Source organism: Listeria cossartiae subsp. cayugensis (assembly GCF_014229095.1).
In the GTDB taxonomy this organism is placed as follows: Bacteria; Bacillota; Bacilli; order Lactobacillales; family Listeriaceae; genus Listeria; species Listeria cayugensis.
This window is the reverse complement of sequence record NZ_JAARZC010000001.1, coordinates 198,048-217,056: the sequence shown is the minus strand read 5'-3', so window position 1 is coordinate 217,056 and position 19,009 is coordinate 198,048. Positions and strand designations below refer to the sequence as shown.

Here is a 19,009-nt window from a genome sequence, read left to right as displayed (position 1 = left end):
ATAATATTAACATGAAAAATAAAGGAGACCTGAAAATGACGACGATTTTTCCAAAAGAGCAAAATGTAGCTACCCTTTTCGAGCAGATTTTAGCTAATCCAACAGCTTGCAGGCGGTTCAAAGATGTATTTCTGGATAATTTAGAGAACTATCAAGAAACGCGTGGTTTCGAGAAAGACGACACACTTTTCGCTAAAATCATTTTATCCTCCTATCAGCAAAGTGATGTCAGTGCGTTATTGTTAGGTGTATGCGGCAGAACTTTATTTGAGCTTCTTCGGCAAGCTTTTCTCATTCCAAAAAAATTAACAGCGACGAACCCCTTCTTCTTAACCGACGCACAAGGTCATTTTATTGCAGAAATTCCGCATCGGGAACAAGAAAAGTTTCAAGAAATATTTCAGACTGATCTTGCTAACTCCGAAACCGCGATTTATCTAGTTGATGACGAGGACACAGTGCATTCCTATGAGTCAGATTTTACGGTATCCACTAAAAAAATTAATAAAAAAAGAGGCATTCTCGTACTCTACTCCCTTCCTAATACTTTAAAATTAGGATTGACTGAATCGCAAGCTTATGCGGTTATTTGGAAAACTTTTTTACAAATACAAGAAATTATTCCATCGAGCAGAATTTTTTACGGGCAAGAAACCACTGAAAACACAGATGAATTAGGCGTCTTTCTTCCTATCCATCATTTCGAGAAAAAAATGTTACAGAATATCGAGCAGATCAATACATTAATTAGTACATTGCACGAACAGATGCTTAATAAATAAGAAAAAAAGGATGAAAAATCATGGCAAGATCTAGACAAATTTCAGAATCAATCGGTTTGGGGCTTTTACTTGCTATAGCTGGTGGATTTATGGATGCATATTCTTATATTGAAAGAGGACAAGTATTCGCTAATGCGCAGACTGGGAATATACTTTTATTTGGAATTAATATTTCGGAAGGAAACTGGGCCACGGCTGTGCAATATTTTTGGCCGGTTGTTTCTTTTACGGTCGGGATTGCGCTGTCTGAACTGATTCACCGGCGCGCTATTCGGCGACTTCACTGGCGACAGCTTTCTGTTTTGATAGAAGTGGTGATTTTGATTGGGGTTGCATTTATTCCGCTTGATAAAAATCTTATTGCCAATTCGCTAATCTCTTTTGTCTGTGGGATTCAAGTGGAAAGTTTCCGAAAAATGCATGGTAGAGGGATTGCGACGACGATGTGTATCGGGAATTTACGGAGTGCTACGCAAAATTTATGTGATTATTTTGAGTACAAAGAAAAACAATACCTGCATAATAGCTTCTTGTATTTTTCTGTTATTCTTAGTTTTATTATTGGTGCAGTTGTTGGTAATTTCTTTATTCAGTTATTCGCTCAATACGCCATTCTCATTTGTGCATTTTTACAATTTATCGCCTTTTTAATGATGTTTATTGATAGAGAAAGAAAAATTATTTAAAAAAACTGCCAGCAAAATGATTTCTCACTTTGTTGGCAGTCTTTTTTATTTTGCTTCTTCGTCTATTTTTTTAAATTCGAAGTTTTTCATCCATTTTTTATTTTTACGAATGGAGAAGTAACCAACGATGGAGATGACGAATGCGCCGAGGAAATCAACGAACAGATCGCCCATTGTGTCAGCAACCGCCGCGTGGCCTTGAAGCATTGTGCCATCTTCCAGCATTGTTTTTTGCATATTCATTCCAAAGCTATCGGCTGCAAATTCATAGAACTCCCAGAAAACGCCTAAGAATACGGCAAAACTACAAGCAAATAACGCTACGAAAACCGGGCTCATCGAAAGTGTAACCCGTTCATCATTATTCAGTAAGCTTACAATCGAGAAGCCAAGCCCCCCAAGCATCGCGCCACTAAACGTATGTAAAATCGTATCCCAGTTAGGAATTAAATAATAGAAACTACGTACTTCGCCAAGATAAATCGCACAATATAAGAAAACGATAAAAACAATATACATCGCGTTCGGAATGACGAATTTCATTTTTTTACTAATGATCGATGGTAAAAATAGCACTACCACACCAAGTACACATTGCATAAGCATCAGTGAGTAGTCGCCCTTTGTTTGTTGTCCTTCTGGAACATTGCCAGATGGCGCTGTAATTAAATTAACCGTTGCATAAACCATCGAAACTACGAGCGTTACTAATACAAAAATTGCAAGAATCTGCGCCCAGTTCCATTTTCTTTTCTTTGTTTTGTCCTTCATGAAGCGTCTCACCCCTTTTTAAAATATGTATTTATTATAAGCTATGTGAAGCGAAAAAAGAAATTTAAAACAAGATTTGTCAATATTTTGTGACAATATTCTGTCTGAAATTAGCAATATTTTCTATATTAGTACATATTGATTTGATAACTGGCTTAACAATGACAATAAAAACACGGAAATCCAGTAACGAGGACTTCCGTGTGTTTTGTTATTTCAAAAAGTCTTGTAAAGCTTTCGCATTTGCGGCTACATCGTCTAAACGAAGCACTGCTCCTGCGCCGTCGATTCTTTCATTGTGCCATTTTCCTTCAACTGGGATGGCGAATTTTTCCATTGTTTCTGTTTTCCCTAGTAGGAAATCTGCGCCAATGGACATCAGTGTGCCTGTCGGGATATTAGTGGAAGAATAACCTTGTAGTTTTCCGATGACATCTGGAATTTTTGCTACATCGCCAACGTCAATCGCTTGTTCTTTCAAGGCTTCTAACACTTGTTGTTGACGGCGAATTCGACCGAAGTCCCCTTCTGCGTCTTTACGGAAGCGAGCATATTGTAAAAGTGTTTTACCATCCATTACTTGCTCACCTTTTTTAATATTTGCATCGATATTTTTTGACATATCTTTCTCTGCGTTAATTTTGATTCCTTCTGGTGCTAGCGTATCAACGATTTTAGGGAAGCCTTCGAAATTGGCTACTACGTAATATTGCACGTCTACACCAAAGTTTTCTTTAATCGTTTGGCGTACAAGTTCTGGCCCGCCGTAGGAATATGCTGCATTGATTTTGTTTTTGCCATGTCCCGGGATGTCCACATATGTATCACGCATGATGGACACGAGTTTTGGCGTATTGGTTTTCGTATTATAATGAGCAATCATTAAGCTGTCTGAACGACCTTGATCTTCTCCGCGTGAATCACTACCGATAAGCAACACATTAATCTCATCGCCAACTGCTTTGACACCATTAAATTCGTAATCTTTTAATTTACTTTCTGTTTGCGCTTCTTTTAAGCTAGATTGATATTGGAAATAACCGATAACTGCAACTACACCAACTAAAATTAATAGGGCCACAAGAATAGTAACAAAAATTCTCCCTTTACGCGCTTTTCTTTTTCGTGCATGTCTTGCCATTTTACACACCTCATTTATTGTAACTTACCTCCATATTACAATAAAATGACAAAAAAAGAGAGCGATAATTCCATAAGATTTTTTAAAGATTGGGAAAAGCCCTCTAAAAATCTAGGTTTTAGAGGGCTTTTATAGCTATTAAAGGGTCCCGTCGCTACTTGTACTACTGTCGCTTGTTCCAGAATCAGAACTATCATCTGAGCTTTCTGGCGCTTGACCTGGTTGACCGGACGGCGGTGTTCCACTCGGTCCTCCACTTCCACCAGGGCCTTGCATCGTTCCCGTATTATTTTCCGGGATATTTTGACTAACTGAATACAGTTGATAACTTAAAACGCTAATAATAATGACAGAAAGAATACTAACAATAATCGTGCTCCACTTCCATTTATTGTGGATACCTTTCCCACGAATAATGAGTTTCTTTTCTGGCTGTTCCATCTCTTCCATCCAACATCATCCTTTCGTTATCACTACTTTACCAAGCAAATAAGAACAAATTATGACATGAATTAGAAAAAATTATGTCGGGCAAAGCTAAAGTTTTCTTTAATTTTTTCAACTTTTTCGGAAGTGTTTGGTATAATTAATTGAATAAAACATGAAATTAAGGGGTGTATTATGGCTAGTTATGGTGGGAAAAAGAGGACTAACAAGAAGGCAATTATTATTGGAAGTATTGCTGCTGTTGTCATCCTCGCAGGTATTGCCATTTATTTTTTCATACAAAATCAACACAAAGATGAAAAAAATGCTTTAGCAGCCGCAGAAACTTTTACATCAAATATCGCTAAAGAAAAGTACGACAAGCTTGGAAATAGTGTTTCAAAAGAATCTCTGAAAAAAGTCGAGTTTACAACGAAAGAAATGGAAGCCAAATATCAAGCTGTTTATGATGGCATTGGCGCAAAAGATATTAAAGTCAAAAACCTCAAGTCTGTCTATGATGACTCAGCGAATAAATTCAATCTAACTTACGAACTAGAAATGCGCACTAGCCTTGGAAAACTCGCTACGCAAAAATATAAAACAACGATTTCTAAACAAGACGATGACTGGAAAATTGACTGGAAACCAGCGCTTATATTCCCGGGAATGGTGAAAACGGATAAAGTTCGCATCACGGAAGATGACGCAGAACGTGGTCAAATCGTTGATAGAAACGGAAATCCGCTCGCAACAACTGGTCAATTTGCCGAAGCTGGTATTGTTCCTTCGAAGCTAGGTGAAGGCGATGAAAAAGTGAAAAACATTACTGATATTAGTAAAAAATTGGATATTTCTGCAGATTACATTAACAAACAACTCGAGCAAAAATGGATTCAAGCGGACAGTTTTGTTCCTTTAGTTACTTTAAAGAAAGAGAATTTGCCCGAATCAACTGGCCTTACTTACGCGCAAAAAGAAATGCGGACGTATCCATTAAATGAAGCAACGTCGCATTTAATTGGTTATGTTGGCGAAGTTAGCGCCGAAGATATTGAGAAAAATCCTAAACTAAGTGTCGGTGATGTGATTGGTAAAAGTGGTTTAGAACGCTACTACGATAAACAACTGCGTGGCAAAAACGGTGGCGCAATCAAAATCATCAACGATCAAACGAAACAAGAAGATACTTTACAAAAAATAGATAAAAAAGACGGCGAAGAAATTAAACTGACGATCGATGCCTCGATTCAGAAGAAAGCTTTTGATAGTCTTGGCTCTGAAACTGGCGCGGTGACAATGATTAATCCGACCAATGGCGAACTGCTGGCATTAGTGAGCACGCCTTCTTATGACGCTAATCAAATGGTGCTCGGGATTACTTCCGAAGATTACGCGAAATACAATGATGATAAACGCCTTCCTTTCTTAGCAAGATACGCAAATCGTTACGCACCAGGCTCTACTTTTAAAACGATTACTGCAACGATTGGGCTTGATACAGGAGTAACAAAACCTGATAAAGTCCGTGAAATTTCTGGCTTAAAATGGCAAAAAGACGCTTCTTGGGGTAATTATTTTGTCACTCGTGTCCATGATGTTCCAAAAGTAAATATGACGGACGCACTCGTGCACTCGGATAACATTTATTTTGCACAGGAAGGACTCGAAATCGGCAAAGATAAACTAACTGCTGGCTTGGAGAAATTCGATTTTGATAAGGAATACAACCTGCCATTCACGATGAAACCCGCGCAAATTTCGAATGATGGACTGAATTCCGAAATTTTATTAGCTGATACAGCATATGGCCAAGGTCAGCTTCTAATGTCGCCAATCCAACAAGCAATCGCCTATTCTGCCATTGCCAACGATGGAAAAATGCCTTATCCAAAACTAGATACAAAAGAAAAAGCTGGCGAGTCTAGCCAAGCAACCGAAGCCGCATCTGCCAACCAGGTCAAAGCGGCTCTAGTCAAAACAGTTTCCAATCCAGCCGGCACAGCACATGCCCTACAAATCCAGGGTCACAATATCGCAGCTAAAACAGGCACAGCCGAGTTAAAAGAAAAGCAAGGCGAAGATGGCCTTGAAAACGGCTTTGTTTACGCCTTCGATGCTGACAATCCAAATTACCTCATGGTCGGAATGATCGAAAACGTCAAAGGTCGTGGTGGTAGCGGACTTGTTATCGATAAGTTAAAACCAGTTATTGAAAGTATGTATAAATAAAAAAAAGAGCAACCCAGTTCATGAACCGGGTTGTTCTTTTTTACTTAGTTTTCAAGGAATAAATCAGCAAATTCATCCCAAATTATACTAAATTAGTTTTTTCGCTTTTAGGTAATGCGCTGGTAAAAGCGAATTAGTTTCGCAATTCCGCTTTCAGGGAAACTATTAACAACTATTTAAACCAAAGAAAGAAGGAAGTCCCATGGTAAAAATTACTACTTATCCCGCTGAACCTTCTGATGTTAAACATTATATTTCTGGAGAAAAAATGAAAAATGACCATCATTTGCATACGGTACTTACATTTGATAATCATTTAAATATAGACGTTCTAAAAAAAGCAGTTATGCAGTCTACTCAAAAACTTCCGCTATTACTTTGTCATTTTAAAGAAACGAAAAAAGGCGCTTTTTGGCAAGAAAGTGTTTTTTCTGCGGAGGATTTGGTTTTCTTAGTGGAAACGCAAACGCCCGAAACCGAAGTGAACCGTGCGCTTGTTAGGAAGTTATCTACGGAAAATGGTCCGCAAATTTGTTTGACTATTGTTCGGACGGAAACCGCAGATCAGCTGGTTATTATTATGAACCACATGTTAGCGGATGGCGCTGGTTTCAAGGAATATCTTTATTTGCTGAGTGAAATTTATTCAGAACTATTGGAAAATCCGGATTATCAGGCGAAACTAAGCTTAGGTTCGCGGAGTTTGAATCAAGTTTTCGAGCAATTTTCGCGCACAGAAATAAAGTCGATTTTCACTGAAAAAACGAAGCAAAACGCCGTCCATAATCCACCTTTTCCGCTGAAAGGTGACCCGAAAAATCCGGAAATCATTTGTACTAAACTGCCAGAAACAGATTTTTCGTTTATCATGCAATATGCAAAAGCGCACGAATCGACCGTTAATGATGTTTTTTTCGCTGCTATGGTGCGAACTATTCAGCAAATAATGCAGCAAAATGAAATGTCGATTGATTGTCCGGTGGATCTCCGCAAATATTTACCAAATAAAGCAAGCCAAGGAATCACTAACCTAACCGCCAATATTACTTGCCAAATTAACGCAAATGACGAGCTAACCTCATTTGAAAGTACTCTTCAAGCCGTCAAAAAATCGCTCAATCCACAAAAAAACAGTCTAGCTCCCTTGCGAATTTATTACTTATTAGAATTTATTTTCAAGAAAAAAAGCTATTCTGTTGCCAAAAAAGCTTCTGAAAAAATGTATTCTATTCCGAAAACCAGTTTTACAAATATCGGCATTATTGACGAAGAAAAACTTGTTTTTGAAGAAAGCACTTTGACGGATTGTTTCATTTGTGGCTCTTTAAAATATGCACCATTTTTCCAAGTCGCGGCTACTACTTTCCGGGGAGAACTGACACTTAGCACTAATCTGCACGGTACGGCGCAAGATCATGCTTGGCAGAGAGCATTTTTGGAGAAAATGATTGCTAATTTCCCTTCTAAATAAACAAAAAGCCATCCCCTGTAGGATGGCTTTTTCTTATTTTTGACTATCCAATAATTGGTAACCTACTTTCAAGTTGTTTAAGGCTGTTTGTAATTTATCCGTGCGCACCTTTTTAAAAATGATTTGATTATGATATCTTTTTTTAAATGCAGCTTCACTATCTTTTTTCCCATTTAGCAAATCTATCGTCACTTGTATTCGCTGTATTTTGAAGTCGCTCCACTCTGTAAAAACTTTTTTAAATGTCTGTGTATCTGCCGAGGCTTCCGAACTTCTTTTAAGCGCGTCTATATTTAAAATTTCTTGTTGGTACCTTTTCATCGTGCCAATCATTTGATTAATATTATCATTCGCAAAGTCCAAGTCCGACCAAATTTCTCCTTTAATCGTATCTTTTAAAATGTTTTCCGAAGAAAGTTCCCGAGCTTCAAATTCTACTAAGTCATCTTTAATCAAAGCTAAATCTTTGGTTGAAAGCTTAGGCTTGCTCGCCTTTTTTGTTGTTTTTGAGTTATTTACTTTCTCACTTGCTTGCTCGCCCTCATCGTCACTAGTAGTTACCGCTAATACGACGACAATCACCGCACCGATAATCACTACTATTTTCCACGTTTTTGATAATCCTTTGAACCAATCCACTAATTTTTTCACTTGTTTTCCTTCTTTCCCGTTTAACTCATGCTCTGTTAGTTAATTTCTGCAATTAATCTGGCTAATAAGTTGTCGTTTGATTTTCTCATTCGCCGCAGTAACTTCCGAAGCAACGACGAAACAGTCAATAAAAGTTAAAACTAAGAGAATCGGTATCCATAAAAAACCTAATAAAAAGAATAAACTCACACTTCCAATCAAAATAATAAGTCCATAAACCCAATTTCCTGTATAAAAATGCCCAATTCCAAGTCCACCAAAAAACAGCGACAACAAAACAGCCGTAGATTTACTTTTCAAATCTGCTGTATGAAGCGTTTCTTTCACATATTCTTGCTCTTCATAAGTAAGCCCATTTTTTTCTATTGGTTTTAACTTAACGTACCTAAACCCCGTATCAGAAATAACGACAACTTTCCCATCATCACTAACTTCCATATCAATATCCAATTTGAAACGCTCTTCCATTTTCCATCGTTCCTTATCATTCAAAGGCTGAAATCCCAAATCATACACATCACCCAAACCAACAACTTTCTTACTCACAAAACCACTCCTTTTCCAAGATAAAAACATTCTTACTCCCCGCAAAAATAGCCCAATGATTCACATAAGTTTTTTTAGTTAGGAACCAAAGAGCATATAGAATTATAGTCCTCTTTTTAATTAATAGTTAAAATGTCTTATAAATAGTACCGAGAAAAGGAAGAATTTTCTATTTAAATTTTCAGATTATTATTGAGTTTTAGTATTATTTACGGTATATTATAGATGAAAATGCATTTACCATCTAGCAAGCAACAAGACCTACAAAAGGGAGTGTTACAGTGAGTCGAATCGACATCGGAGAAATACAAGAGTTCGCGTTTCAACTACATGCTGCTAACCAAACGGGAAGGAAGATTATCCGAGACATCAAATCCACCGTGATAAGCTACACAGAAGATACTAGCTTAAAGGGAACAGCCGTGGATGCTTCGAAAAATTATTACCAAATGACATACCTTCCTCTTTGCGAAGCGATAATTGAAGCAATGAATGAGAGTGAAGATCGCTTGAAGCAATTTATCCAAGATTTTGCCAATCAAGTAGACAGCTCGCCCAATGCCAAAATTGATGCAGCTGGTTTATATGAACTTGGTCAAATGATTGATAGAATTGAAAGTAAAAAAGAAGCATTATATCAACGAATGAACAGTAATACAGAAGGCCAAATGCAAACTTATCGTTCCCAATTAGCAATGGCTTATAAGCAAGAAAACATCTTAGAAAAGTATTTGGCATTTGAACAAAGCCATAGTAGTTTCTTTGACCATTTGACAGATTTAATACAAGGTATTCAGCAGACAGTTCGTGAACTTCAATCAAATATCCAGTTTAACAGCCAAACAGGTAGCTATGATTTAAGTAAACTGAATTTTGCTGCTGTAAGCCGAATGCGAAAAATATTAGAACAATCTAAGGCGACTGATACAACAGTGTATGATTTTGCCAGCTATAGCAAAGTGAAACAAAGTGGTATGTGGATACTTTCCAAAGGCGGCATAGTCGATATTAGAGCAACTGAGGCTTATAATACAGCGAGTATTAACGGTGAATTACCAAAAGAAAGTAACCAAGCCACAGAAGAAGCAGAATTACTAAAAGCCACAATAGATTCCCTGAAGCAAAACAAAGACCCAATTACAGGTCGAGAAATAAGCAAAGCTCAAAGTTTTGGTATCTTAACATCACTCATTTTTGGCTATACGACGAAAGGTTATAGAGGGAAAAAAATCTCTATACCGAAGAGTGCCCTAGCAAAATTAAGAAAAGCTCAAGGGTCTAATGTAGCAGAAGAAACAGTAACTTATTCGAGAGTCCAAGGTGGAGACAGCAAAAATTTACTTTTAGTTAATGATGATGGTACACTGTCACTAAATAACAACTGGAAATCTGATCATAATTTAAATGTTTCAACAGGAAAAGACCACGCAAACTACTTTAAAGAGAAACGTTCAAATTCTTATATAGTTGAATTTGAAGTCCCTAAATATTTGGATGATTTAATTAAGGAAAATGCAATTTCTCAAAATGGTTATAAAACTAATCCGTTAAATCAAGGAGGTACTGCTCCTAAAATTGTTGATAAAGGAGTTTTTAAAAAATTTAATTTTGAAGGTACTGCTTACGAGATACCAGACCCGATCACCCAATGGTTAGCGGAGTATGCTCAAAACGCAAAAATATTAAAGTGAAAGTGGTGAAGAAAACATCATGCTGATACCTGAATATGCAGAAAATATTATTGTAGGAGTAAAATATAACGGCTCTTTTAATTGGTATATTACCGACACAGAATTATGGTATTTAGATTATAATCAAGCTGGATATTCAATTGAAGAGTACCCAAAAGAACGAAAGAATATGAGCATCTTAAATGAAAATACAGCCAACTCTTTTTTAATAAATATAGAAAGCTTTAAAAGCTCAACAAACTCTCTAAAGCAAAATTTCTTTAAAGAACTTAATCAAAATAAAGAAGAAGCTACATATAATTATAACCCCAGTATATTAATAGATTTTGACAATCAGATTCTTTACTCTAATTATCCTGAATCTATATCTTTTGAAGAATATCTTCCAGATAATTGGAATGGATATTTTCAAAGATTCTTTGAAAATATCCCTCAAAAATATAGATATTGGGAAGAACACAACACAAATTTTTTAACTAGAAAGGATTGAATCATGAAAAAAGATAGATTAACTATGATAAAAGAGACTTTTAAAAATGATAAAACTGGGGAACTAACACCAGGCGTGACAATAATTCTTGATGGTGAAGTGGCTCAAGCATTAGATATAATTATGAAAAACAAAGGATATTCCGATTATCCTGAAGCGTTAAAAGATGTTATTTTTGAAGGTATTCAGAGCTTTATAAAACAAAATGATTAATTAAAAATATTATTTGAAACCTGTAGTGAAACTCTATAGATGGAACTTTTACCGAGCAGAATTATCTGGTCGGTATTTTTTTCAAACATTCTTTAGTGATATTGCCTAAAGCTTATTTCATTTTGATTTGATGATGGTTTTAGTAATATATCCATTCGTCCTTTTTACTAAGAAAAAACAGCCTACCTCATCCAAGGTAGGCTGTTTCAATATTATTTCAACAATTCCCGAAGTGCATCTACGCGATTCGTTAATGGTTTTCCTAGTGCATTTGCAAAATCATCAGAAGTAACATCTAATTGGTCGTTCTTAATATCATGTTGGAACGATAAAAACATTTCTGCGACTGGTTGTGGCATGCCGCTGGAAACTAGATTTTCCACGAAGCCTTTATCATCAGAAGCGATAACTTCGAAATCTTTTCCAGTTGCCTCTTTTAACGCTTCTGTAAGTTCCGCGTATGTCATTAGTGGGCCAGATAGTTCTAAAATCTCTGGGAAGTCCGCACCAGCAACAGCTTTTGCGGCTACTTCTGCATATTCACGTTTGAGTGCCCAGCCAACTTTACCGTTTCCAGCTGCATAAACAAATTTTCCAGCATTCAAAGCGCCGCCAATCATCGGCATTTCATTTTCGAAGTACCAGTTGTTGCGCAAGAATGTGTGCGCGATTCCGGATTTTTCGATTACTTTTTCAGTAAAGAAATGATCTTCTGCTAAAGCGCTTGTAGATTTATCTGCGCCTGCAAAACTTGTGTAAGCAATGTAAGAAACGCCTGCTGCTTTTGCTGCATTTACAACATTTTCGTGCTCTACTTGACGATTTCCAGGAGCACCCGAAACAAATAATACCCGGTCGATGCCTGCGAATGCTTGCTTCATTGATTCCGCATCACTATAATCACCAATACGGATGTTAAATCCTGCTGCTTTCAAGTCAGCACCTTTTTCTTCACTACGAACCAAAGCATAAATATCAGATGCAGGAACTAGCTCTTTCAAATAATTTAAAGCATATCCTCCAAGTCCACCTGTTGCGCCTGTTACTAAATAAGTCATTTAAACCACTCCTTTAAATTTTTTAATATTAAAGCTGTACATTTATAATTTACACCTTTATAATAAACATTATGATAAGATAAGTCAAGGAGAAAATTTGAAAGGATTGAAAAAAATGAAATACTCCATCCAATTTAGCGATGCTATCCACATTTTGGCTTATATAGAAATTTTTAAAAATACGAATTTGTTATCGAGTGAAATTATTGCTGGTAGTGTAAAGACAAATCCCGCTAATATTAGAAGAATTATGAGCAATTTGAAAAAGTCCGATTTAATTACTACGCAAACTGGCAAAGCAAATCCGATTCTTGCTAGGCCGCCAGAAGAAATTTCTTTGCTTGATGTCTACAAAAGTATTGAAGGCAATACGAATTTAATTCATGTTGATCCAAAAACCAATCCAGATTGTATTGTTGGCGCCAATATCCAACAAGTTCTTACGAGTAAATACGATTTGCTCCAACAAAAAATGGAACTTGAAATGGAAAAAATTAAGTTAGATAGTATTGTTCGCGATATTTCTGTATTGGAAAGTAAAGACAGACCGCAGAACATGGAAATTGTCGAGAAATATTTGTAAAAATAAATCCAAATAAAAAAAGGAACTGACCCGTTTTCAGCGAATCAGTTCCTTTAACTTCTCGCCGTGCATTAACGGCTTGCCCTCATTATCTTTCTTTAAAGAACTTCGAGCTAATTCTGCAAACTCTTCGTATGTCATTTGTGTAAACTCCTTTTTTATTTAATTTTAAGCCACGAACAAGAAGTCTTTCACTAGCGCAATTACAAAAAGAACCAAACACACAAAATATAAACCGCATATAAAGTATAGAATATTTTTGGTATTATAAGTAACCAATTTCAAGCGCAAAATAATAAAAATTATTCCGAGCGTTAGTGTGTAAACCGCTATTACACTCAACAAAAACGTAAGCATTGCCTTCCTCCTAAATTATCCTGTAAAGAAAACAAATGTAGACAAAATGATGGCACCTACTATCGGAAATATGTAAGGCATACATTTGAGTAACTTATTTTTCTTTCCTTTATATTTATCAAAGATGATAAAGCATAAAGTATTTATTGCTAAAAATTCAAGCGAGATTATCATTTTCAAGAATATCACGGTAAGAATAACCTCCTTTTGGATTAAACATGTTTGCTGTAACTCTTAACTAAACGCTTCCTGAACTTCCTGTATAGCCTATCTTTCATCCCCAGATTCTCCACAGTCAAAAATGTTTTTACGTCGTACCAAGGAATATCGATATCCAGTTTTTTATCAACCGCTAAAAGAGCTGTGTCTGAATATTCATTAACGAAAAGAAAAAATTGCTCAGAAGGAAAATACATATAGCAATATAAAAATATCGTTATCTCTGTTATATTTTCAAAATCTAAATTTTCTACTATATTAGCTTCACTCTGTGTAAAATCTAATGTTTCTCGTAAATTTAAGGTAGTAATACTCTTTTGCAAAAATTTCTTTTCACCTACAATTTCACTGATATATGCTTTCTCATCCTGTGTAATTTCCACAATTTGTTTAATCATATGGATGAATTCTTTCGTATCCATATAAATAGCCTCTGGTTCTTCAAAATAAAAGTTGTATTTTGAAGGATTAAGAAATACTTGTTGTGGCAAGCATTTTTCTACATTGATAAGCTTTTTTATTCTTTTTTCAACCTCAGTGCTCGTTAAAATGGGCATAAAATCTATCTCCTCCTCAGCTTTATTCTCTTTTAATCTTCTCCAAAACAATTTCTGCTTTTTCCTTGACTGAAATGGGAATATCACGCTTTAAAAGTTTTTCAATACTTAATAGTATAATTTCTTTATTAGCTTGGTCGATACAATCTTCTAAAACACTCAAGCTCCTTATCACCGTCAAATGATAGCTATCGTCTAGCAAAGCAATGATGTTAGAAAGCATTGCTTCTTCGCCAAGAAAATACAATGAAGAATAAATTCCCACTTTTGCAAAAGAGTCCTTTTCTTTATCTAACTGCTTTTCCAGTAGTATCTTCGCTTCATCAGTCCCCACAAAGCCAATCGATTCAGCCGCAAAACACCGCACGCTCGGATCTTCTTCTTTCAAAGCTTTCTCTAAATAAGGAAGGCTTTCTATTTTAGCTAAGTTTCCTAAAATTTCTATAGCACACATTTGAACTAAATCATTATCATCCGTTGTCCCTATCAGCGCTGCTTGAAAAACCGCTTCGCTATCAAAATAATATAAATACTCATAGGCAAATATTCGAGCATTCTCATCGTCATCATTTATACTAGCTAGTAAGATTTTCTCCAATTCTAGTGGCGCCTCTTCAAGATTCAACTCAGCTATCAAACCCTCTGCCGTTTCATAATCAAACGGTTTTTGCTGGGTAATAATTTTAATTTCATCAAGAATTTTTTTCATTTCTTCAAGCATATAATCACACCTCCAAATGGATTCTCACTGTCGCTTCCACCTGCGCAAAATCTTCCTCAGAAAACTTTCTTTTTCCAACTCTTCATCCGACCTGCAATTTATAATATATTTAAAATAGCTCGAAAACTCCGAGTCATAGCTAAAATTATCTTCCCCATACTGAATAAGTTGCTCTTTGTTTGCTCTTTTCCATTTCAAAGATTCTTTTTCTGGTATACCAAAAGAAGTCAAAAGACGTCATCTGGATTATTTATTGCTACATTACGAAGCATTTCTTTCCCTTTCTCCTCAAGCTCCAAATAATTATCATCTTCCTCAAAATAGATTGGATTAATTTCCATGCAATAACCCATTATCCAGTTGACCTCTGTAATATTTCCCAGCTCGCTAATGCCAAAATCATACATGTTTTTTAACTTATCGCCTTCCGTCTCATCATCTTCCACTTCATACATATCAACCAACATATCCCATCTAATATAAAACGCCCGCACAAAATAACGAATATCCTCCTTATCAGACGTCCAGGTATTATAGCTATAATCTAATACCTCTTGAACCTTTTCCTCTATCTCCAGTTGGTCTAGCTCTTCCCATTCTAGGTTTATCATAACAGCCCTCTTTTCTGTGTATGCTTAAGACTTCGTTTATTCCGCCTCTTTTTCACAAATCCCTTAACCCAACAATCCGACATAAACCCCGAGATAAGCATACATTCCAACTGAAAAAGTACATAGGACAACAGCACATATACCTTTAAATATCATACTTATTCTACTTCTTTTAATTAAATATAATCCTGCAATTATTACTAGGTTAATCAACGCTGCAATTGAGATAGCCATAATAGAAAGACCTCCTTAATAAAATAAATATGACGTGATTACTGTTATACCAAGTAAGATTAAAAAATATATTTCTATAATTCTTGTTGTCCGCTTCCTTACCTTTTTAACACCCATAATTTCTAGTGAGATAATGACAATAAAAATTGTTTCTAATCCCAAAAACACAGTTACAATAATATCTGTGAGAAAATTATAAAAAAACATATGAATTAAAATGGAACTCATGAGAAATAATATTAAAAACAGTAAAAAGCTATTTTTTCTGATAAAAGCCAATAAGTATTCAACTCCAGTCCTCTTAAAAGTTAGTGTTTTCTAGTTGCTTTAATACTGAACAAAAGTCAAAACCACATAAGTTACATATGTAAATAAATTAACTACCGTTAGAACTAATACGCATATACCTATTAAAACTTCTGATTTTACTCGCTTACTTACATAGTTCATGAATATATTCGCTAAAAGTAGCCCTACTTCAATTAGCAATACAATGTACATATATGTGTGTACTTCTTCTACACCAGAAATAAGTAAACCTGTTCCAACTGTAGACAATCCAACTATTGACAAGATTGCGATTACTTTTCCGAGAAAACGCTCCTCTTTTTTTATCGTAAGTCCACCTACTAAGAAGCCTATAAAAGCTATAATGTTAATTAAAATATTTAAAATAAAATCCATTTTCCACTTCAACTCTCTTTTTTTGTTAAACAACTTATGAATAAATACGATTCTGATATAGCATAAAAGTCATCTATACCAGTTAATTACACCAGCTCTAATATAGACATATCCACCGAATACGCCATTAACTCACTTGAATCTGATAAAATGACAATTAACGGAAAAAATGCTAACAATTCGGCTCTTAAATTGTCTTTCGTTGGCATTTCACTAAGTTTTAATTTATCTATATCCTTAGAAAAGTCACTATCTTTTTCTGCTAAAAGATACTTATCATAGTTAGAACCCTCATCAAATCGCTCTTCCTTTTCCTTATAAAAATTAGCATATGTCTTTCTAAATCTAGTTTCCTTTACAAGGACTGATTTATCAGCTGAATCATCGAATTTATGGGACAAATGAAATTGATAAATATCATAATGAAGAATAAGCCTCTTCATTATTTTTTGAATATCTTCATGAATTTCTTCCAGACATTCCTCTCGATTATCGTATGCACCCGCTGTTGTTATGCCTTTTAAATAGATCATTTTTCTAACCCTTTGCTTACAAAAAAATATTTTGTTAAACGTTTTTAAATATTTTCGATTACCTTTTTCAGTCCACGCTGACCAATCTTGAAAATGTTCGGTAAACTGTTCAACTGTCATACTTTCTAAATTTAGGAATGAGTCAGATTTTACAAATGTTTCCTCCGTGGCTAAAATAACGAAATTAAATTCTCTAACAAAATATAAGCCCCAATTACCTGCGTTAGAAAATAAACACGCCTCCTCAAACGTTAAAAAGAACGTATTTTTCACATCCTTAGATTCATTTTCCAGTATATCAATCTGTTCGATGATTTTCTTTGGCTCAAGCGAAATAGGGATTTCAGCTACCGTATAGTCCGTATTGTTTTCAGGAACAGTAGTAAAGAACAAATGCTTATCACTACCATCAGCCAGATTTTCTAAAATCCATTTCCAACCAATTTCTTCATAAAAATAATCCATATCATATACGTAAAAATTGTTGAATTTACGATTAAATACGTTATGGGGTAACCAATTTTCCAGACTAAACATCCCAGTAAATTGTTCATTAAAGCTTGCATACGGTTTCTTTTTCAGCTCTACCTTCTCCAATTAAAAATCCCCTTTTCTGCAGTATTTTCTAGTCAGCATCATTAACAATATCCACTAAATCTTCTATTTCTAACCCATAGTTATTTGGTCTTTCACTAATCTTGCTAAAAATACTTTTCAAGAAAAGTATTCCAAATTACCTAATTAAACAATTCCTTAATCGTATAATACTCATATAATCCAAAAGTTATAAACACGACTAAAAAAACGGTTATTATATATGTATTTTTGTATTTTTTAGGGATATTATCTGAAAAAAATAGAAAATAGATTAAAACTAGTATATTTACTATTAACAGTATGATTAATATATCCGGCATAATTAATTTCTCCTCAACTTCAATATAAAAAAAATGAACTGATTAAAATACTTACAAACATAATAACACAGGTGATTTCAAGTGACTCTTGGATTCTTTTCTTTAATTTCATTTTGCCAATTAAATCAGATAACATAAAAATATTTGCAATTAGAATAAACCCTACACTAACTTCTATAATGGATTTAGCCCATGATGATTCCAACAAATAATATGCTATTACTGTAACTATTAGCAACAAAATTACGCCTAATTTGAAATGTTTCCAAGATTTGTGTTCTTTATTCGTCATTGTCTTTCTCCTAACTCATTGAGGTTTGTAGTAAGTTGTTAGACACCCAATATAATTACGCTAACATCTAGCTCAAGTGCTTTTTCTAGCCATGATTCTATACTACGAATCAAGATGGACAACGACCGAATGCCCGCAACTTTTTCTACCAGACTATCTGAAATTGTCACCATATCTCGCTCTTTCAGCTTATTTTTTAAATTATCTACTTCCTCAAAACTAAAATGATTCTCGCCAAACATGCTGAAATCCTCTTTACTCTTTTCAAAATCATCAAGTAAATATTCAAAAATATCGCTATTAACATAATACGAATCTTCATCCCAAAAACCTTTTTTGGCGGAACTATATTTAAATTCTACATACATCGTTCCTTCTAATTGATCTTTTCTTAAAAACAACTCATTATCTATTTTTTTCATAAGCAATTATTTTCCCGCCTCTAATATTGTTTTACCACTAGAAAAACCGAAACTTCTTTTTCTATATTTAATGATCTAGTTGTTTACTTATGATTATAACCGAACTTCCATCATAATCCGACATGACCAAGAACTCGTCCTTGCCTAAACTTAACTTCATTTTCCCCACTATCTTATTTCTTTTAAAAAGAGTGTCTTTCTGTAAGTAGTGCAAAATTCTGTCTAGTTTATGCCCAGATATAATATACACAAGAAAGTTCGAGTTGGCTAAAAGTCTGAAAACAAATAGAACTTCATCGATTTGCAGATTATCTGTTTGGATATTCTGAATTAATAACAGCTTCTTACCTTCATAAGAAATCTCCTTCATTTCACTATCTGGAAACTTCTCGTTCAAATCTTCTCTATCAAAAATGCCAAATTCTAACAGTAAATGAATAGGTTGGCTTTTATTTGCAATCATATTTCGTAGGTCATCATCTGACATTTCATCGTTGTAACTAGTTTTTATTTCTTCCTGATTTTCTAGTGTGAAAATGCTGTTTTCTATAATTTAGACTCCCTCTTTTCTAGTTTCCGTATTCTTTTTCTTTAATCACTGGAAAAATCTACCCCTTTTCTAAAATTCAATTCCTGCTTTTCTTTAAACAAAAATATTTTGTTTGCATCTGGATAAGCATCTTCTTTTTTACCTCCACAGATTCATCCGCAAGAATAACCT

Annotated in this window: 23 protein-coding genes; 8 read left to right on the top strand and 15 right to left on the bottom strand. The window is 34.9% G+C overall.

Going from position 1 to position 19,009, the window contains the following annotated elements:
* Positions 1 to 35 precede the first annotated feature (35 nt).
* Both HCB49_RS01055 and HCB49_RS01050 read left to right on the top strand, forming a co-directional pair.
* Positions 36 to 782: a DUF4866 family protein gene (locus tag HCB49_RS01055; protein WP_185603850.1), complete on the top strand. Its 747-nt coding sequence runs from the start codon at positions 36 to 38 to the stop codon at positions 780 to 782.
* A 20-nt stretch (positions 783 to 802) separates the two neighbouring features.
* Positions 803 to 1,468: a YoaK family protein gene (locus tag HCB49_RS01050; protein ID WP_185603849.1), complete on the top strand. Its 666-nt coding sequence runs from the start codon at positions 803 to 805 to the stop codon at positions 1,466 to 1,468.
* Positions 1,469 to 1,513: 45 nt separating this feature from the next.
* Here the strand turns inward: HCB49_RS01050 and HCB49_RS01045 are convergent, their stop codons facing one another.
* The 3 genes from HCB49_RS01045 to HCB49_RS01035 all read right to left on the bottom strand — a co-directional run bounded on the left by HCB49_RS01045 (position 1,514) and on the right by HCB49_RS01035 (position 3,830).
* On the bottom strand, positions 1,514 to 2,239 hold the full coding sequence (locus HCB49_RS01045; protein WP_185603848.1) for a DUF2238 domain-containing protein: 726 nt from the start codon (positions 2,237 to 2,239) through the stop codon (positions 1,514 to 1,516).
* A 211-nt stretch (positions 2,240 to 2,450) separates the two neighbouring features.
* Complete coding sequence (locus HCB49_RS01040) at positions 2,451 to 3,380, bottom strand: LCP family protein (RefSeq protein ID WP_008946881.1); 930 nt, start codon at positions 3,378 to 3,380, stop codon at positions 2,451 to 2,453.
* 138 nt (positions 3,381 to 3,518) lie between these two features.
* A complete protein-coding gene (locus HCB49_RS01035) occupies positions 3,519 to 3,830 on the bottom strand; it encodes a hypothetical protein (protein ID WP_185603847.1) in 312 nt (103 codons plus the stop codon).
* 171 nt (positions 3,831 to 4,001) lie between these two features.
* Between HCB49_RS01035 and pbp4 the strand changes: the two genes are divergently transcribed.
* Together pbp4 and HCB49_RS01025 are read left to right on the top strand one after the other, a co-directional pair.
* Positions 4,002 to 6,038, top strand: a complete 2,037-nt coding sequence (gene pbp4, locus HCB49_RS01030; RefSeq protein ID WP_185603846.1) for a penicillin-binding protein PBP4(5) — start codon at positions 4,002 to 4,004, stop codon at positions 6,036 to 6,038.
* A 202-nt stretch (positions 6,039 to 6,240) separates the two neighbouring features.
* The gene (locus HCB49_RS01025) at positions 6,241 to 7,509 is read left to right on the top strand and encodes a condensation domain-containing protein (protein ID WP_185603845.1); all 1,269 of its coding nucleotides are present in this window, start codon (positions 6,241 to 6,243) and stop codon (positions 7,507 to 7,509) included.
* A 33-nt stretch (positions 7,510 to 7,542) separates the two neighbouring features.
* Here the strand turns inward: HCB49_RS01025 and lntA are convergent, their stop codons facing one another.
* Positions 7,543 to 8,160, bottom strand: a complete 618-nt coding sequence (gene lntA, locus HCB49_RS01020) for a nuclear targeted protein LntA (RefSeq protein WP_185603844.1) — start codon at positions 8,158 to 8,160, stop codon at positions 7,543 to 7,545.
* A 39-nt stretch (positions 8,161 to 8,199) separates the two neighbouring features.
* Positions 8,200 to 8,706, bottom strand: a complete 507-nt coding sequence (locus tag HCB49_RS01015) for a TM2 domain-containing protein (protein WP_312026188.1) — start codon at positions 8,704 to 8,706, stop codon at positions 8,200 to 8,202.
* 281 nt (positions 8,707 to 8,987) lie between these two features.
* Here HCB49_RS01015 and HCB49_RS01010 point away from each other — a divergent pair, with 281 nt between their 5' ends.
* Genes HCB49_RS01010 through HCB49_RS01000 form a run of 3 tightly spaced genes read left to right on the top strand, consistent with a single transcriptional unit; the run spans position 8,988 to position 11,100 of the window.
* Positions 8,988 to 10,397 carry a T7SS effector LXG polymorphic toxin gene (locus HCB49_RS01010; RefSeq protein WP_185603843.1) on the top strand — a complete coding sequence of 470 codons (1,410 nt, stop codon included), beginning with the start codon at positions 8,988 to 8,990 and terminating at the stop codon, positions 10,395 to 10,397.
* A gap of 19 nt (positions 10,398 to 10,416) precedes the next feature.
* On the top strand, positions 10,417 to 10,887 hold the full coding sequence (locus tag HCB49_RS01005) for a hypothetical protein (protein WP_185603842.1): 471 nt from the start codon (positions 10,417 to 10,419) through the stop codon (positions 10,885 to 10,887).
* A 3-nt stretch (positions 10,888 to 10,890) separates the two neighbouring features.
* On the top strand, positions 10,891 to 11,100 hold the full coding sequence (locus HCB49_RS01000; RefSeq protein WP_185603841.1) for a hypothetical protein: 210 nt from the start codon (positions 10,891 to 10,893) through the stop codon (positions 11,098 to 11,100).
* A gap of 212 nt (positions 11,101 to 11,312) precedes the next feature.
* On the opposite strand, the gene HCB49_RS00995 is transcribed toward HCB49_RS01000, so the two are convergent.
* Positions 11,313 to 12,158, bottom strand: coding sequence for an SDR family oxidoreductase (locus HCB49_RS00995; RefSeq protein ID WP_185603840.1), 846 nt, complete (start codon positions 12,156 to 12,158; stop codon positions 11,313 to 11,315).
* Positions 12,159 to 12,273: 115 nt separating this feature from the next.
* Here HCB49_RS00995 and HCB49_RS00990 point away from each other — a divergent pair, with 115 nt between their 5' ends.
* Positions 12,274 to 12,741, top strand: coding sequence for an Rrf2 family transcriptional regulator (locus HCB49_RS00990; RefSeq protein ID WP_514130534.1), 468 nt, complete (start codon positions 12,274 to 12,276; stop codon positions 12,739 to 12,741).
* A gap of 569 nt (positions 12,742 to 13,310) precedes the next feature.
* Here HCB49_RS00990 and HCB49_RS00985 read toward each other — a convergent pair.
* The 9 genes from HCB49_RS00985 to HCB49_RS00940 form a co-directional block, all read right to left on the bottom strand.
* Complete coding sequence (locus HCB49_RS00985; RefSeq protein WP_185603838.1) at positions 13,311 to 13,874, bottom strand: hypothetical protein; 564 nt, start codon at positions 13,872 to 13,874, stop codon at positions 13,311 to 13,313.
* A 22-nt stretch (positions 13,875 to 13,896) separates the two neighbouring features.
* Positions 13,897 to 14,595: a HEAT repeat domain-containing protein gene (locus tag HCB49_RS00980; RefSeq protein WP_185603837.1), complete on the bottom strand. Its 699-nt coding sequence runs from the start codon at positions 14,593 to 14,595 to the stop codon at positions 13,897 to 13,899.
* A 227-nt stretch (positions 14,596 to 14,822) separates the two neighbouring features.
* Positions 14,823 to 15,206 (bottom strand): hypothetical protein, encoded by a 384-nt coding sequence (locus HCB49_RS00975; RefSeq protein WP_260479505.1) that lies wholly within the window; start codon positions 15,204 to 15,206, stop codon positions 14,823 to 14,825.
* 63 nt (positions 15,207 to 15,269) lie between these two features.
* Complete coding sequence (locus tag HCB49_RS00970; RefSeq protein ID WP_003725223.1) at positions 15,270 to 15,440, bottom strand: hypothetical protein; 171 nt, start codon at positions 15,438 to 15,440, stop codon at positions 15,270 to 15,272.
* 327 nt (positions 15,441 to 15,767) lie between these two features.
* Complete coding sequence (locus HCB49_RS00965; RefSeq protein ID WP_185603836.1) at positions 15,768 to 16,124, bottom strand: hypothetical protein; 357 nt, start codon at positions 16,122 to 16,124, stop codon at positions 15,768 to 15,770.
* Between the two features lie 86 nt (positions 16,125 to 16,210).
* The gene (locus HCB49_RS14320) at positions 16,211 to 17,254 is read right to left on the bottom strand and encodes a hypothetical protein (RefSeq protein ID WP_260479504.1); all 1,044 of its coding nucleotides are present in this window, start codon (positions 17,252 to 17,254) and stop codon (positions 16,211 to 16,213) included.
* Between the two features lie 339 nt (positions 17,255 to 17,593).
* The gene (locus HCB49_RS00950) at positions 17,594 to 17,866 is read right to left on the bottom strand and encodes a hypothetical protein (RefSeq protein ID WP_185503072.1); all 273 of its coding nucleotides are present in this window, start codon (positions 17,864 to 17,866) and stop codon (positions 17,594 to 17,596) included.
* A gap of 38 nt (positions 17,867 to 17,904) precedes the next feature.
* The gene (locus HCB49_RS00945; protein ID WP_185603835.1) at positions 17,905 to 18,288 is read right to left on the bottom strand and encodes a hypothetical protein; all 384 of its coding nucleotides are present in this window, start codon (positions 18,286 to 18,288) and stop codon (positions 17,905 to 17,907) included.
* A 67-nt stretch (positions 18,289 to 18,355) separates the two neighbouring features.
* The gene (locus HCB49_RS00940; protein WP_260479503.1) at positions 18,356 to 18,775 is read right to left on the bottom strand and encodes a hypothetical protein; all 420 of its coding nucleotides are present in this window, start codon (positions 18,773 to 18,775) and stop codon (positions 18,356 to 18,358) included.
* Positions 18,776 to 19,009 lie beyond the last annotated feature (234 nt).

Coding starts and splice junctions, on each gene's coding strand:
- HCB49_RS01055 (WP_185603850.1), top strand. CDS start 36: ATGACGACGATTTTTCCAAAAGAGCAAAATGTAGCTACCCTTTTCGAG.
- HCB49_RS00990 (WP_514130534.1), top strand. CDS start 12,274: ATGAAATACTCCATCCAATTTAGCGATGCTATCCACATTTTGGCTTAT.
- pbp4 (WP_185603846.1), top strand. CDS start 4,002: ATGGCTAGTTATGGTGGGAAAAAGAGGACTAACAAGAAGGCAATTATT.
- HCB49_RS00950 (WP_185503072.1), bottom strand. CDS start 17,866: ATGACGAATAAAGAACACAAATCTTGGAAACATTTCAAATTAGGCGTA.
- HCB49_RS01000 (WP_185603841.1), top strand. CDS start 10,891: ATGAAAAAAGATAGATTAACTATGATAAAAGAGACTTTTAAAAATGAT.
- HCB49_RS01050 (WP_185603849.1), top strand. CDS start 803: ATGGCAAGATCTAGACAAATTTCAGAATCAATCGGTTTGGGGCTTTTA.
- HCB49_RS01005 (WP_185603842.1), top strand. CDS start 10,417: ATGCTGATACCTGAATATGCAGAAAATATTATTGTAGGAGTAAAATAT.
- HCB49_RS01040 (WP_008946881.1), bottom strand. CDS start 3,380: ATGGCAAGACATGCACGAAAAAGAAAAGCGCGTAAAGGGAGAATTTTT.
- HCB49_RS00945 (WP_185603835.1), bottom strand. CDS start 18,288: ATGAAAAAAATAGATAATGAGTTGTTTTTAAGAAAAGATCAATTAGAA.
- HCB49_RS00985 (WP_185603838.1), bottom strand. CDS start 13,874: ATGCCCATTTTAACGAGCACTGAGGTTGAAAAAAGAATAAAAAAGCTT.
- HCB49_RS01035 (WP_185603847.1), bottom strand. CDS start 3,830: ATGGAAGAGATGGAACAGCCAGAAAAGAAACTCATTATTCGTGGGAAA.
- HCB49_RS00975 (WP_260479505.1), bottom strand. CDS start 15,206: ATGATAAACCTAGAATGGGAAGAGCTAGACCAACTGGAGATAGAGGAA.
- HCB49_RS01045 (WP_185603848.1), bottom strand. CDS start 2,239: ATGAAGGACAAAACAAAGAAAAGAAAATGGAACTGGGCGCAGATTCTT.
- HCB49_RS00970 (WP_003725223.1), bottom strand. CDS start 15,440: ATGGCTATCTCAATTGCAGCGTTGATTAACCTAGTAATAATTGCAGGA.
- HCB49_RS00995 (WP_185603840.1), bottom strand. CDS start 12,158: ATGACTTATTTAGTAACAGGCGCAACAGGTGGACTTGGAGGATATGCT.
- HCB49_RS00965 (WP_185603836.1), bottom strand. CDS start 16,124: ATGGATTTTATTTTAAATATTTTAATTAACATTATAGCTTTTATAGGC.
- HCB49_RS01025 (WP_185603845.1), top strand. CDS start 6,241: ATGGTAAAAATTACTACTTATCCCGCTGAACCTTCTGATGTTAAACAT.
- HCB49_RS00940 (WP_260479503.1), bottom strand. CDS start 18,775: ATGTCAGATGATGACCTACGAAATATGATTGCAAATAAAAGCCAACCT.
- HCB49_RS00980 (WP_185603837.1), bottom strand. CDS start 14,595: ATGCTTGAAGAAATGAAAAAAATTCTTGATGAAATTAAAATTATTACC.